Below are 15,162 nucleotides of genomic sequence, written 5' to 3'. Positions count from 1 at the left end.
TTCTCTATTTTTAAAGTCTAAAAAATTGACGATGCGTTTTATGAAAAAGAATTTGAAAATTTTATTCCTTGGTGTTGTAATGGCAGTTACGTCGTGCAGCTTTACTACAAAAGAATTTAATGACCCCGATAAAGATAAGGTACTGCTAGATCTTATTACTTACGTACTTGAAAAAGGACATTATAACCCTTCAGATATGGATGACGCGTTTAGTGAAGGCGTATTTGAAGATTTCATTAATACTTTAGATCCATTAAAACGTTATTTTATTGCTTCAGACATCGAAGAGTTTAGTGCATATAAAACGCAGATAGACGATCAGATTAAAACCAAAGACCTAACGTTCTTTAATTTAGTGTACAGCCGCTTTGTAAAGCGTATGGAAGAGGGTAAAAAGCGTTATGTTGAAGTGTTAGAACAACCGTTTGATTACACACTCGATGAAGTGATTAATGTAGATTACGACAATTTAGTGTACGTTAAGAATGAGAAGGAAATGAAGGATCGTTGGAGACAGCAGCTGAAATTTTCTACGCTTTCTAATTACTACGATTTGGTAGATGAGAAGGAAGTTTCAGAAAAGAACCAAAAAGAGGCCATAGAAAAAGGAGAAGAATATACACCTTCTGAGAATGCAGGTCTTAGTAGTGCCGAAATTGAGGAAAAGTCGAGAAGTCAAACAAGAACCTCGCTTGAAGAATACTACGAGTTTACAGACGATTTAGAGCGCAAAGATTATTTTGCCACATTTTTAACTACTGTGGTAGAAGAATTTGACCCACACACCAATTATTTTGCCCCACCAGATCGCGACCGTTTTGATTTGCGAATGAGTGGAAAACTAGAAGGTATTGGCGCACGTTTGCAAAAGAAAAACGACTATATAAAGGTAGTGGATGTTATTAGCGGAGGTCCTGCATGGCGCGGTGAGCATATTGAAGTAGGTGATTTAATCACTAAAGTGCGCCAAGAAGACGAGAAAGAGGCCATTAGTGTTGTGGGTATGCGAGTAGACGATGCCGTAAAGTTGATTAAGGGTCCAAAAGGGTCTAAAGTTACGCTCACCATAAAGGGTGTAGATGGTACTACTAGAGATGAAACTATTGTTCGTGATGTGGTAGAGCTAGAAGAAACCTATGCAAAAAGTACGGTAATAGAGAAGTCTGATAAAACGTTTGGGCTAATTAACCTGCCTGCGTTCTATTTTGATATGGAAAACTATAAAGAACGGAACTCGGCAAGCGATGTGAAGCAAGAGATAATTCGTTTAAAAGAAGAAGGTGTAGAAGGTTTAGTTTTAGATTTGCGAAACAATGGAGGGGGGTCGTTACGTACTGCCGTTGACATTGCAGGGCTTTTTATTAAAGAAGGTCCGGTGGTGCAGGTTTCTACAAGTAGTGGGAAGGAAGTATTAAAAGACGATGATAAAGGTCTTTTATGGGATGGACCGCTAGTAATTTTAGTAAATGAATTGTCTGCTTCTGCTTCGGAAATTTTAGCTGCTGCAATGCAAGATTATAAAAGAGCCATTATTATTGGTAGCAAGCAGTCTTACGGAAAAGGAACTGTACAGAATTTGGTAGATCTAAACCAATGGCTACGTAAAAATGATATGGGCGATATGGGTGCGTTAAAATTAACAACGCAGAAGTTTTATCGTGTAAATGGAGGTTCTACGCAGTTGGAAGGTGTGAAGAGCGATGTGGTAATGCCAGACCGTTACAGTTACATAGATGTAGGAGAGCGCGATTATGACAATCCGTTGCCATACGATAAGATAGAACCAGCAAAATATGATGTATGGGATGGTTATGTAGATTTCGATCAAGCGATTGCAAAGAGTAATGCGAGAATGGCAAAGAGCGAACAACTTGCACTTATTGATGAAAATGCGCGATGGATTAAAAAGCGTCGTGATGAGTTAGATGTGTCTCTAAATTTTGAGGAGTACTATGCAGAAATAGAGCGACGTAAAGAAGAAACAAAGAAGTTTGACGCTATAGATACCTATGATAATAAGATGAGCTACCGCTCGTTGCCAAACGAGATTGAGCTTATGCGTCAAGACACAACGTTGCGTGAAAAACGTAAGAGATGGCATAAAAATCTAGCGAAAGATATTTATGTGGAAGAAGCAATTAATGTATTGGAAGATTTAAAAATTACTAATATCAAAGCTAAGAAGTTGGCCAATATTAAAAACTAGTTATAACTATTTGGTGCTAGCTTCGCATAGAGAAAATTAAATTTTTTTAAAAAATCAAAACCTGTTTAACATACAATTGTTGGGCAGGTTTTTTTGTAGTTTTATGCAGTGAAAAATCAGGCAACATCGCTAACCAAAATTGCGCTACAAAAGTTTAAGAGAAACTTTTGGGGGGTTTGTAGCTTGTCTTTTCTAGTAGTGTGCACCCTGGTGGCAATCTTTGCTTATGCGTTAGCACCAGACGATTCAGAAAATGCAAATCAGATGCATTTATCGATTCACTCTAAGAGCCCTGGATTTACGGTTAAAATGCTTACCATTCCGCCACAGCAGGAAGAAGAAAGTAGTGTTGGCTCGTTTTTCTTCGGAAAAAAGACGACAGCTACTGAAATCCCTATTGCTCATTATGAGCTTACTAAAGATCAAATTGTAATCACAGAATATACTGAAGACGGTGGTAAAGGACTTCAGAAACCATACAAATTAGCATTATTTCCAGATGTTTCTTCAACCGAAGCAGTGGCAAGTACTTATATTTCAGAAAAAAAATTTATACTCGGTACCGATAAATATGGGCGTGACTTGTTAAGCAGAATGCTTGTTGGAATTCGTATTTCGCTGGCAATAGGTTTTGTTGCGGTGTTTATTTCTTTAATTATTGGTATTACCTTAGGTGCTATTGCAGGTTATTTTGGTGGAAAGGTAGACGCAGCTATTATGTGGCTTATTAACGTAACATGGTCTATCCCCACATTACTCTTGGTAATTGCGATTACCCTAGCGTTAGGAAAGGGGTTTTGGCAGGTTTTTATTGCTGTAGGCCTTACTATGTGGGTGGAAGTTGCACGTGTAGTAAGAGGGCAGGTAATGGGCGTAAAGCAAATGCAATATGTAACTGCAGCCCGAGCTTTGGGATATGCCGATTTCAGAATAATAGCGAAGCATATTTTACCCAATGCCATGGCTCCAGTGATAATTATTTCGGCAGCTAATTTTGCAGCTGCCATTTTAATAGAGAGCGGATTGAGTTTTTTAGGTATTGGTGCACAACCTCCTATGCCAAGTTGGGGAGGTATTATAAAAGACCATTATAGTTACATTATATTAGGTAAGCCTTATCTAGCTATCATTCCTGGGCTTGCTATTATGAGCTTGGTGACTGCGTTTATGTTAATTGGTAATGCATTGAGAGATGCGTTGGATGTTAGAAATTAGCGTATGGATACGTATTTGTAGTTTTATTAATTATTAAAAACCGCACTTCATTTTTCCTATTTTTGTGCGAATCCTCTTTTTATGAACAGAAAGTATCTGTATCCAATTCTTATAGTTGTTGTTACTGTTATTATCTATTTTGCTGAAAAGTATGTAGACAAACAGACCGAAGCATATCCCGAAACAGTAGAAAGGAGTGCTAGTTATTTTGAGTTTGAACAAAGCATTCTGCCAACATCTACCACAGGCACCGTTATAGCACATCAATACTTCACATTGTCATATGCCGAAGCTCATGAACAAGCTGAATGGGTTGCTTACGAACTTCAGAAAAAGCAAATTAAAAACTCCGATTTTAAACGACCCTATTTTGTGCAAGACCGAAAAGTAAAATCGGGATCTGCAGATTGGCGCAATTACAAAAATTCTGGTTACGATAGAGGCCATTTGTGTCCAGCTGCAGACCGTGAGTTTGATTACAATGCCTACCACGAAACTTTTCTTACCAGTAATATTAGTCCACAGGACAATAGTTTTAATGGTGGTATATGGAATAGGCTAGAACAGAAAACTCGCTATTGGGCCAAAAAGTATGATGGTGTCTTTGTGATTACGGGTGGTGTTTTGCGTAACGGACTTACAACAATTGGTGATGAGCGGGTTTCGGTGCCAAAGGAGTTTTATAAAATTGTAGTAGACACTCGAGGAGGTGAGTTAAAGACAATTGCTTTTTTAGTTCCAAACAAGGGAAGTGATCAATCGTTTTATGAATATACTGTCACCATAGATGCCATTGAGGAAAAAACAGGAATCGATTTTTTTCCTAAACTTTCCGAAGCCAAAGAAAAAAAGCTAGAAAGTACCATTGATAGAAGTGGTTGGTAGTTTTAGATTATAGATTTTTTATAGTAAGGATTGCTTAGAAAAATGTCTTGGTCTCCTCCGCAAAAAATTAAGTATAGTAATAATTACTTCCGTCTAGGCGCACAAAAATAAAAAGGAGAATTGTAAAGCCCCATAATCCCGAGCCTCCATAACTAAAGAAGGGTAACGGAATACCGACCGTTGGAAATAATCCAGTCACCATACCAATATTCACAAAGAAGTGAAAAAAGAGTATTGAGGCTACACTGTACCCATAAACCCTACTAAAGGTGCTTTTTTGTTTTTCTGCCAAATAGAGTATCCGAACAATAAGGGAGATAAAAAGGAAGACAACAATAAGGCTTCCTACAAAGCCCCATTCTTCGCCAACGGTGCTAAAAATATAATCGGTTTGCTGTTCAGGTACAAAATTACCTTTAGTTTGTGTGCCTTGGGTCCAACCCTTACCGGTCCAACCTCCGCTACCAATGGCGATTTCACTTTGGTTTGTGTTGTAGCCAATTCCTTTGCTATCTATTTCTTTACCAAGAACAATGTTAAACCTATCGCGGTGACGTTGTTCAAATACGTTGTTAAAAATATAATTAACTGAGAACGAAAAAGCCGCGCAGGCTGCAATTATTGTGATGTATCTAACAATATTTGGGCGCTTTTTTCTATTTCTGAAATAGATAATTCCGGTTATTAGAATTACTAATAAAATTACCCAAACGCTACCAAAAGCCAAGGTGCCAATAAATAGTGCTGCGGCAAAAAAGCCAAGTAATAAGTACATAAAATGAAGCCCTTCGCGATACATCGCAAAAACAAAAGCGGTGTATACTAAAGCACTTCCTGGATCGGGTTGTGGAATAATTAAAATTGCAGGAATAGCAACGATTAAAAACGAGCGAATTTGATGTTTAAATTCGTTTATATTAGTTTGTATATCACTTAGGTATTTTGCGAGTGCTAACGCAGTGGCGGCCTTGGCAAACTCACTAGGTTGAAGCCCCATAGGTCCAAAACTATACCAAGAAGTTGCACCGTTTATGTTTTTACCAAAAACAAAAAGTCCTAATAACGAAAGCAAGGAAACCAAATAGATGATACTAGAAAATCGTTCATAAAACTTGGCGTCTAAGGCGAGTATAAAAACAATAATTAGAATACTTAAGCCAATCCATAGTAACTGCTTTGTGTATGTCTGATTAAGGTCAAAAAAGGTAGTTGCGCTTTCGTCTAGAGATGCAGAATAGATGTTAACCCAGCCAATTGCAACCAACGCTAAAAATAGCAGAATGGTAATCCAGTCAAACTTTAAAAAAACTTTACTTTGGGACATATTAGGATTTGCTACTGCCTGTTTGTTTTAGGGTGCTTGTAGTTCTAACTCTTTTAAGAATTTTCCACTAATTTCTTTTCCATCATTAATAGGGAAAGGCTTTCCGGTTAACGGTTTTTCATATTCTTCCATTAAACTTCCTTCAAGGACATATTTCTCAAGGTCGGTTCTGGTAATTTCACCTTTAATATATTTTTCAATCATAAGACTAGCAATTTTACCAGCCCAACGACTCCCCCAATAACCGTTTTCAACAAAAACTGCGATGGCAATTTTCGGGTTGTCTTTAGGAGCAAATGCTACAAAAGTAGAGTGATCTGTAAGTTGTACAGACTTGCCCTGTATTCTTGTATAATTCTCTGCTGTACCAGTTTTTCCGCAAATGTCTATATCTGCAACGCGTAGACTGGCTGCTGTACCTTTGTTATAAACATCAAACATTCCCTGTACTACAGGTTCAAAATGCTCTGGTGCTACCGTAGTGTAGATCTTAGAAGTGTATTCCTGCGGAATAGTGTCTACTCCTTTAATGTTTTTTATAATATGAGGTCGGTACCAATATCCTCTATTCGCAATTGCGGCGGTGAAATTTGCCATCTGCATTGGGGTTAGGTTCACCTCTCCTTGACCTATGGCATTAGAGATAGTAGCGGTTGCAAACCATTTATATTTAGGATACTCATACCATCTGTTATAAAATTCAGATGTGGGTATTAAGCCTTTTTTACCACTGGGTAAATCGTAACCCATGTAATTACCGAGCCCAAAACTGGTAAGGTGTCTTTTCCAGTTATCTATACCTTCTTGAGGAGTAGGGTACTTTTCAATTACGCGTCTATATGCCGTACAAAAGTATGCGTTGCATGACTGTGCGATACCATCGATCATTGCTAACGGACTCGCATGACTGTGGCACCCTAGTTTCTGACCGCGTCCGTAAGTATAGCCATGATTACAATGTATTTTTTCTTCGGTGTCTATGACACCTTCTTCCATAGCAATAAGCCCTGTAAGTGTTTTAAAAGGTGAGCCAGGAGAGTATTCTCCAGACAACCCTCGGTCAAACAAAGGTTTTGCGATGGTGTCGTACCACAGCTTGGTGTATTCTCTAGAACGTTCGCGACCCACTAACAGACCTGGATCAAAATTAGGAGCAGTTACAAGCGCGAGAATCTCGCCTGAGGCAGGGTCTATAGCCACAATGCCTCCACGTTTATTCTGAAATAACTCTTCACCATATTTTTGAAGTTTTGCATCTATGGTTAAGACAATGTCTTTACCACGCTCTGGAATAGTATCGAAAGCACCATTCTTATACGAGCCAATATCGCGGTTAAAACGATCTTTTTGAATGTATTTTACTCCTTTTGTGCCTCGTAAAACATCTTCATACGCTTGCTCTACACCTTGCTTCCCGATAAGTTCTCCCATTTCGTAATAGGGATTGTCTTTTATGATTCGCTCATCAACCTCTCTAATAAAACCTAATACGTTGGCAGAATGGGTTACCTGGTATTCTCTTAAGGATCTTTTTTGAATATAAAACCCAGTAAACTTGTACATTTTTTCTGAAAGAGAAGCGTACTCGGCTTTCGTTAATTGCGGAATTAATGGCTGTGCGATACGAGGAGAATATACCCACGCCTTATTCATTTTCTCTATAAAAGTTTCTTTCGATATTTTTAAAAGGCGACAGAATTCTAGGGTATCCAACCCTTTTATCTCTCTGGGTATTACCATTACATCATACGACGGCTGATTTGAAACTAATAATTCACCATTGCGATCGTAGATATATCCGCGTTGCGGATAATCATATTCAATTTTAATAGCGTTGTTCTGAGAAAGTTTGTCGAAAGAAGTATCGTAAACCTGTAAATAGAATAACCTCCCGGCAAAAACTACTCCGGTAATCATTACAATAACAAGTAATAATAATTTTCTCATGGTTTAAGAGTACAGTAAGAAATTTAATTTTTTCTGCTGAAAAGTAAGGTAATGCAAAACAGCACTACAATGGTAAAGATACTTGAAAATAACGTAGATTTTAGCACCAACATTATATGCGATGTGTTAAAAATTTCCATAGCAAAAAGCACCAAATGATGTAGTAGCACAGCAGCCGAAATATACGTAAGTCTAGCACCTACATCTGCCTTATTCAATTTTATAGTATTAAACTCATAACTTACCCCGAAAGAAAATTTCAGTAGTAAAGGGCGGAGATAGGCTATAAAAACCGATGCAGCGGCGTGTACTCCTCCAGAGTCGCTAAAAATATCTACACAGAGACCTAAGAAAAAACCTAAAATTATAAGAAGGCTTTTGTTTCCGGTAAAAGGAAATATAAGTATGAACAGAATATATGGATATGGGTTGATATACCCCATAAAATTGATGTGATTAAACAGCAGTATTTGCAGTATAACCAAAATTGCAAAACGCCCAATATTTAATAAAATATCACTATTCTGCATCGTTATCTATATTCTCAATGTCTAAAATAATCTCTTTTTCAACGTTTTCAATAATGTACACATGATGTAAGTTGGTCATGTCGTTAAACAACTTCACCGTTACATCGTAGTAATCTTTATTGTTGGCCAAATTGAATTCTTTAATGGTACCAATTAAAATACCTGCTGGGAAAATCGTAGATTTTCCCCCTGTAACAATGGTGTCTCCAACAACCACTGGTGCTTGTCTAGGGATATCAATTAATTTTGTTTCGTTAGGATTTTTTGTGTCCCACTCAAGCGATCCAAAATGAAAAGACTTTTTAAGCTTCGCATTAATACTACTATTGGTATTTAAAATAGATTGTACAGAAGCATATTTTCTTGAAACTTTATTGGTAATTCCTATTATTCCCTTGGAAGAAATAACCCCCATGTCTGCCTCTATGGTGTCGGTTTTACGTTTTCTAAGGGTCAGGTAATTTTTAGTTTTTGAATACGAATTATTAATAACCTTGGCTGGGTAATATCTAAACTTACCTGGCACCACAGTACTGTCTATCGTCATTGGAAACACCCCTTCAGAAATTTTAGATAGTTCGGTGCGTAAACGTTGGTTTTCTTCGGCAAGTAACTCATTGCGCTCTTTTAAGCTGAAATATCCTATCACATTACTTTTCCAGTTGTAAATGGTGCCGCTAAAAAAATTGGCTGACGTAAGGTATTTGTTTCTGTGATACGAATGACTGTTAACGGTTAGTGCAAACGAAACGGCAAAGAGTAACAGGAACAACAGGAAGTTTTTGTTCCGTATAAAGAAAAAGATAATCTGTTGCACGAGCTAAAATTTATTTAATGAGGACGCTCTTGTATTTGTTGATGTTTTTAAGGCAAATGCCTGTTCCTCGCACTACTGCACGTAAAGGGTCTTCAGCGATATATACCGGTAGGTCTGTTTTTTGAGATAGTCTTTTGTCAAGGCCACGAAGCATAGAACCACCCCCTGCTAAATAGATACCTGTATTGTAGATATCTGCTGCTAATTCTGGTGGTGTTTGCGATAATGTTTCCATTACGGCGTCTTCTATACGTAAAATAGATTTGTCTAGGGCTTTCGCTATTTCTCTATAACTGGTTTGTACTTGCTTGGGTTTTCCTGTGAGAAGATCACGTCCTTGTACGCTCATTTCTTCTGGTGGCAATTCTAAGTCTTCGGTTGCAGCACCAATCTGAATTTTTATTTTTTCTGCAGTACGCTCACCCACGTAAAGATTGTGTTGGGTACGCATGTAATATACAATGTCGTTTGTAAATACATCACCAGCAATTTTAACAGATTTGTCACAAACAATTCCACCTAGGGCAATCACAGCAATTTCTGTAGTACCGCCTCCAATATCTACCACCATATTTCCTTTGGGCTGCATGATATCTACTCCAATACCAATAGCGGCGGCCATAGGTTCGTGTATTAGATATACTTCTTTACCATTTACACGCTCTGCACTTTCTTTTACCGCTCGCATCTCAACCTCTGTAATGCCACTAGGAATACAAATTACCATTCGTAACGATGGGGTAAGCCACTTTTTCTTGAGTGCAGGAATGTCTTTAATGAACATGTTGATCATTTTTTCACTCGCATCAAAATCTGCAATTACGCCATCTTTTAGCGGCCTAATGGTTTTAATGTTTTCATGGGTTTTTCCTTGCATCATTGCAGCCTCTCGACCCACGGCAATAATCTTACCTGTGGTACGGTCTCTTGCTACGATAGACGGAGCATCTACCACAACTTTGTCGTTGTGAATAATAAGCGTATTTGCAGTACCAAGGTCGATGGCAATCTCTTCAGTGAGGAAGTCAAAAAATCCCATAAGTAATCAGGTAGGTATAAAAATTAAACTATAAACGTATGCGTTCCCCACAAATGTAACAAAATTAGTGTTTAAAGTGACGTGTTCCTGTAAATACCATTGGCATATTTTGCTCGTTGCAATAATCTATACTTAATTGGTCCTTAATAGACCCTCCAGGTTGTATAACAGCGTTAATTCCAGCGGTTTTAGCAATCTCTACACAATCTGGAAACGGAAAGAAAGCATCGCTTGCCATTACCGCACCTTTTAAATCAAAATTAAAGCCGTTTGCTTTTTCAATTGCTTGGCGCAATGCGTCTACGCGACTTGTTTGTCCGGTGCCACTTGCACAAAGTTGTTTGTTTTTTGCCAACACAATAGTGTTACTCTTTGTGTGCTTACAAATTTTAGAAGCAAACATTAGGTCTTCTAACTCTCTTGCGTCTGGTTTATTGTTGGTGGCATTTGTTAATTCTGAAACAGTATCGGTTTTGTGATCTTTATCCTGAACCAGAACACCATTTAAACATGTGCGAACCGTAGTTTTTGGTAAGACAGCATCTTTTTGAATTAATAAGATTCTATTCTTTTTACCTTTTAAAATCGCTAAGGCTTCTTCGGAAAAGGAAGGGGCAATAACAACTTCACAGAATAATTTGTGTATTTCATCTGCAGTAGAAGCATCGATTTCAGAATTGCTAATTAAAATACCGCCAAATGCCGAAACGGGATCTCCTGCCAAAGCATCATTGTACGCATCTAAAATTGAATCGCGTTGTGCCATGCCACAAGCATTGTTATGTTTTAAAATAGCAAACGTAGGTGCTTCACCCTTAAATTCGTTCATTAAATTAACAGCAGCATCTACATCTAACAGGTTGTTATAGCTTAGTTCTTTGCCATGTAATTTATCGAACATGGCATCAAAATCACCAAAGAAAAACCCTCTCTGATGTGGGTTTTCACCATAACGTAAAACTTTTCCGTTAGTTTCACTTACTTTTAATGCGGCGATAGCATGGTCACTATTGAAATAATTAAAGATTGCCGTGTCGTAATGCGATGAAACATTGAATGCCTTTGCTGCAAATCGTTTTCTATCTGCCAACGAAATATCGCCATCGTTTTCTGAAATAACCGAAAGAAAATCTTCGTAGTCTTCCATGGAAGAAACACAAATAGTGTCTTTAAAATTTTTAGCAGCAGCACGTATCAATGAGATACCACCAATATCGATTTTTTCAATAATATCTTGTTCTGAAGCTCCAGAAGAAACCGTTTTTTCAAAGGGGTATAGGTCTACAATCACCACATCTAACTGTGGAATGTTAAATTGTCCCATCTCGCGCACATCGCTATCATTATCTTGACGATTTAAAATTCCTCCAAATACTTTTGGATGTAAAGTTTTAACACGACCACCTAAAATAGAAGGGTAGTCTGTAACGTCTTCTACAGGAATTACCTTGATACCTAAATCATTAATAAATTTCTGCGTTCCACCAGTAGAGTACAGAGTAACACCAAGAGCGTCTAATTTTTTGACGATTGGGGCTAAGCCATCTTTATGAAATACGGAGATTAATGCTGAAGAAATTTTTCGTGTATCGCTCATTGCTACGGTTACTTACGTTGGATTGAAATTTAAAGCTGCAAAAATACGTAATCTGCAACGTTTTTTGTAACGAATGTTAACAGAAAGCGTCCTACTTTTTATAACTTTATAAAAAGTTAGGTCACGCTTAAAAAACCAATCATGCTTATCTACCTTCGTGTACTTAAAGAAAGCTTTAATTTTGCAGTAAATGCACTTAAAAATAACAAGCTTCGTACCTTCTTGTCCTTGGTAGGTGTTACTATTGGTATCTTTTCAATTATTGCAGTATTAGCGGCGGTAGATTCGCTTAAAAAAGAAATTGATGGCAGCTTGAGCTCACTAGATAATAGTACAATTTATGTAGGACGATTTTCTTTTGGTCCTACCGAGGTGCCTCGATGGAAATGGGAACAGTTTCCAGATGTGTCTTACGATGAATATCAATACATTAAACGAAATGTACCAAACGTTCAGGCGGTATCTTATACTCTTAATGTGCCTCAAGAAACCATGAAATATGAAAGAGCTACGGTGAGCAATGTTCAAATAGGTGCGGTAACTTACGAATACTATGAATTAGAAGCACTCGATATTGCTGAGGGTCGCTTTTTTAATGAAACAGAGAGTAACAGCGGGTCTAATGTTGTTGTTGTGGGAGACGAAATCGCCAATGTTCTGTTTGGTTCTGCGCAACAAGCCGTAGGGAAACAAGCGCGACTTTATGGAAGAAAATTTACGATTATTGGGGTGCTTAAAAAGGAAGGTTCTTCCTTGTTTGGAGGGTCAAGAGATACAGCAGGGTATCTACCCGTAAATGCTGTGCGAAAGGTCTTTGGTAGCGGCAATAGAAATTTAGTGCCTTTTATAGTGCTTAAACCCGAAAAAGGGGTGGAAACCGATGAATTTATTGCCAGTTTATCTCAAAAATTACGAATGGCTCGTGGACTTAAGCCAGACGATATAAACAACTTTTTTGTTAATCAATTAAAAGGATTTACAGATCTTATAGATAATATTACGGGTCAAATGAATATTATCGGATTGATAATTAGCGGATTTTCATTATTGGTAGGTGGATTTGGAATTGCCAATATTATGTTTGTTAGTGTGAAAGAGCGTACCAACTTGATTGGAATTCAGAAGTCATTGGGCGCTAAAAACCGTTTTATCTTGTTTCAGTTTTTGTTTGAAGCTGTTATTCTTGCCGTAATTGGTGGATTAATTGGTTTGGTGCTGGTTTTTATTGTTTCCGTTATAGCCTCCACCTTTACTGGCGATTTTGAATTTGTGCTATCTGGATGGAATATGTTTTTGGGTACCGCCATCTCTGCTGTTATTGGTCTTATCTCTGGTATTTTACCAGCCATTTCTGCATCGCGTCTTGATCCTGTAGAGGCCATTAGAACAGGAATGTGATGTTAGCCACATGCCAATGGTAAGAAAATAGTGTCCCGCTAGAGAATTTCAGCTATACGTTCATTAACCCACTCTAAGAATCTTTCGTCTGCTTCTGAAAACGGATCTACCGTATTTGAGTCTATGTCAATCTGCCCAATATTTTTACCATCTTTAAACAGCGGCACAACAATTTCGGCTTTTACGTAGATGCTACATGCAATATAATTGTCTTGTGCCTTTACATCTGGTACCACAAAGTTTGCATTGCTTTCTGCTACTTGTCCGCAAATACCCTTTCCGAATGGAATCTCAGTATGGTCTGTAGGCTCACCAGCAAAGGCCTTTAAATGTAATGTTTTGGTATCATGATTCGCAAAATAAAATCCTACCCAATCGTAATATCCAATAGATTCTTGTAATAATTCGCACACCTGTGTCATTTTCTTCTCTGAAGAAATAGTATCGTTGTTTAAAATTGCTCCAACTTTAGGGCGTAAATCTTTAAATGGCATTGTGAATATTTTTGGCAAATGTATTTCAAAAACATGATTTTCGACAACTTGAAATGCTGTATTTTTGTTAAAACACCCTTGTGAAATCCCTATTTGTAAAATATAAAAGTGTGATTGTATTTTTACTCCTCTTTTTAGGGAGCTACTTGGTATTGAGTTTTCTATATGCGGGCTATTTAACGATTTCAGAAGACACCCGATACCAACCAGACTTTGTTACAAATTTGGTTGCCAAACAAAGTAGTAGTATTATGAATGGGATGGGATACCAGGCTGAGGTTATTCCGCACAAAAATCAACCTTCGCTGGAGCTTTTTGTAAATGGTAAGTACTTGGCGCGCGTGGTAGAAGGTTGTAATGCACTTAGTATTATTATTTTGTTCATCTCTTTTATTGTTGCCTTTGCTCAAGGGTTTAAGAAAACGATGTTATTTATTCTTGCCGGTATTGTGCTTATTTATTCGGTAAACATTATTCGCATTGCTATTTTGGCGCTGGCATTGTATCACTACCCCATGCAAGAACATATTTTACATGGAGTAGTTTTTCCAGCTATTATCTACGGAATGGTCTTTTTGCTATGGGTACTTTGGGTGCGTATGTTAACCCCAAAAAAGATGCGATTATGAGTAGGTTAACGAAACTATTTTGGGTGTGTTTGGGATTTGGTTTGCTTGTACTTATTCGCGTATTTGAAGCAGATCTGTTTTACGATCCGCTGTTACTTTTCTTTAAGACAGATCATACTACCGCACCGCTACCAGATTTAAATATTGCTAGTGTTATGGCACATACATTAATCAGATTTTTATTGAATACAGCTATTTCGCTAGGTATTCTCTGGGTGCTATTTCAGAAATGGGAAGTCGTGAAATTTTCAGCAATTTTATATGCTATTGCTGGGGTTGTACTAGGTGTAGTGTTTTTACTACTCCTGCACAATTCTGAGGCTGGAGCGCATATAACGCTCTTTTATGTTCGTAGATTCTTAATCCAGCCGTTATTTTTGTTTTTACTGGCACCTGCATTTTATGTGCAACATAGGCAGTTAAATTAGAGGTTTAGCTTTGCTGAAATTTGTATCTTTATCCTTTAAAATTAGACACGATGAAATTTTACACAACAAGTTTTCTATGTATTCTTATGGTTGCTTTTACAGCCTGTAACGATGGTAATAAAAAGGATAACCCAGCTACAGTAGAAGTTGCTTCTGGTGATGATGTTACGCAAAGTGACAGTAAAAAACCTACGATAGGTGACGTTACTTTTAATGATCCAAATATGGCAATTGTGTTTCGTGAATACCTTGGTTTGAAAGATGCAATGGTGGGAACAAATCCAGCGAAAACAGCTGCCCAAGCATCACGATTAATGACCGCATTTACCGAAATGAAGGCAGACGAGGCCGCCGTTACAGCAGCAGAAAATGTGATGAATGCGGGACACATGGACCGACAACGTGAGGCATTTGTAGAACTTACTGCAATTGTAGAGCAAATGTTGGAAGGTGAAGTTGCCTCAGGTACCATTTATAAGCAATACTGCCCAATGGCATTTAATAATACGGGGGCTTCTTGGTTGAGCAATAGCAGTGATATCATGAACCCATATTTTGGTAGCAAAATGTTGCGTTGCGGCCGTATAGATGGTAAAATAGAGTAGATTTAACTATTTGCTAGTATCTGGTTTTATCATTTATTGTAGTTTTGT

The 15,162-nt window shown here is 37.8% G+C and carries 14 protein-coding genes; 7 read left to right on the top strand and 7 right to left on the bottom strand.

Annotated elements, in window-relative coordinates; all coding sequences use genetic code 11:
• Positions 1-40 precede the first annotated feature (40 nt).
• The 3 genes from G5B37_RS07380 (at position 41) to G5B37_RS07370 (ending at position 4,306) form a co-directional block, all read left to right on the top strand.
• The gene (locus tag G5B37_RS07380) at positions 41-2,206 is read left to right on the top strand and encodes a carboxy terminal-processing peptidase (RefSeq protein ID WP_164679405.1); all 2,166 of its coding nucleotides are present in this window, start codon (positions 41-43) and stop codon (positions 2,204-2,206) included.
• A gap of 108 nt (positions 2,207-2,314) precedes the next feature.
• Positions 2,315-3,421 (top strand): ABC transporter permease, encoded by a 1,107-nt coding sequence (locus G5B37_RS07375; RefSeq protein WP_164679404.1) that lies wholly within the window; start codon positions 2,315-2,317, stop codon positions 3,419-3,421.
• An 81-nt stretch (positions 3,422-3,502) separates the two neighbouring features.
• Entirely contained in the window at positions 3,503-4,306 is an 804-nt protein-coding gene (locus G5B37_RS07370; RefSeq protein ID WP_164679403.1) for a DNA/RNA non-specific endonuclease, read from the top strand.
• 67 nt (positions 4,307-4,373) lie between these two features.
• Here G5B37_RS07370 and rodA read toward each other — a convergent pair whose 3' ends face one another.
• The 6 genes from rodA to purH form a co-directional block, all read right to left on the bottom strand.
• Entirely contained in the window at positions 4,374-5,630 is a 1,257-nt protein-coding gene (gene rodA / locus G5B37_RS07365) for a rod shape-determining protein RodA (RefSeq protein ID WP_164679402.1), read from the bottom strand.
• Positions 5,631-5,657: 27 nt separating this feature from the next.
• A complete protein-coding gene (mrdA, locus tag G5B37_RS07360) occupies positions 5,658-7,577 on the bottom strand; it encodes a penicillin-binding protein 2 (protein WP_164679401.1) in 1,920 nt (639 codons plus the stop codon).
• 23 nt (positions 7,578-7,600) lie between these two features.
• Complete coding sequence (locus tag G5B37_RS07355) at positions 7,601-8,020, bottom strand: rod shape-determining protein MreD (RefSeq protein WP_318527371.1); 420 nt, start codon at positions 8,018-8,020, stop codon at positions 7,601-7,603.
• A gap of 76 nt (positions 8,021-8,096) precedes the next feature.
• The gene (gene mreC, locus G5B37_RS07350) at positions 8,097-8,924 is read right to left on the bottom strand and encodes a rod shape-determining protein MreC (RefSeq protein WP_164679399.1); all 828 of its coding nucleotides are present in this window, start codon (positions 8,922-8,924) and stop codon (positions 8,097-8,099) included.
• Positions 8,925-8,934: 10 nt separating this feature from the next.
• Complete coding sequence (locus tag G5B37_RS07345) at positions 8,935-9,963, bottom strand: rod shape-determining protein (protein ID WP_164679398.1); 1,029 nt, start codon at positions 9,961-9,963, stop codon at positions 8,935-8,937.
• A gap of 64 nt (positions 9,964-10,027) precedes the next feature.
• Positions 10,028-11,560, bottom strand: coding sequence for a bifunctional phosphoribosylaminoimidazolecarboxamide formyltransferase/IMP cyclohydrolase (gene purH, locus G5B37_RS07340; protein WP_164679397.1), 1,533 nt, complete (start codon positions 11,558-11,560; stop codon positions 10,028-10,030).
• A gap of 141 nt (positions 11,561-11,701) precedes the next feature.
• Here purH and G5B37_RS07335 point away from each other — a divergent pair, with 141 nt between their 5' ends.
• Complete coding sequence (locus G5B37_RS07335) at positions 11,702-12,958, top strand: ABC transporter permease (protein WP_164679396.1); 1,257 nt, start codon at positions 11,702-11,704, stop codon at positions 12,956-12,958.
• A 38-nt stretch (positions 12,959-12,996) separates the two neighbouring features.
• Here the strand turns inward: G5B37_RS07335 and G5B37_RS07330 are convergent, their stop codons facing one another.
• Positions 12,997-13,452 (bottom strand): GAF domain-containing protein, encoded by a 456-nt coding sequence (locus G5B37_RS07330; protein WP_164679395.1) that lies wholly within the window; start codon positions 13,450-13,452, stop codon positions 12,997-12,999.
• Positions 13,453-13,532: 80 nt separating this feature from the next.
• On the opposite strand from G5B37_RS07330, the gene xrtF reads away from it, so the two are divergent.
• From xrtF to G5B37_RS07315, 3 genes are read left to right on the top strand one after another with little or no spacing between them, the layout of a single operon-like run.
• Positions 13,533-14,081 carry an exosortase family protein XrtF gene (gene xrtF / locus G5B37_RS07325; RefSeq protein WP_164679394.1) on the top strand — a complete coding sequence of 183 codons (549 nt, stop codon included), beginning with the start codon at positions 13,533-13,535 and terminating at the stop codon, positions 14,079-14,081.
• Positions 14,078-14,509 carry an exosortase F system-associated membrane protein gene (locus G5B37_RS07320; RefSeq protein WP_164679393.1) on the top strand — a complete coding sequence of 144 codons (432 nt, stop codon included), beginning with the start codon at positions 14,078-14,080 and terminating at the stop codon, positions 14,507-14,509. Before xrtF ends, G5B37_RS07320 begins: the two co-directional genes overlap by 4 nt.
• A gap of 50 nt (positions 14,510-14,559) precedes the next feature.
• On the top strand, positions 14,560-15,114 hold the full coding sequence (locus G5B37_RS07315; protein WP_164679392.1) for a DUF3347 domain-containing protein: 555 nt from the start codon (positions 14,560-14,562) through the stop codon (positions 15,112-15,114).
• Positions 15,115-15,162: the final 48 nt, after the last annotated feature.

This window comes from Rasiella rasia, assembly GCF_011044175.1.
In the GTDB taxonomy this organism is placed as follows: domain Bacteria; phylum Bacteroidota; class Bacteroidia; order Flavobacteriales; family Flavobacteriaceae; genus Marinirhabdus; species Marinirhabdus rasia.
This window is presented reverse-complemented; position numbering and strand designations above follow the sequence as displayed.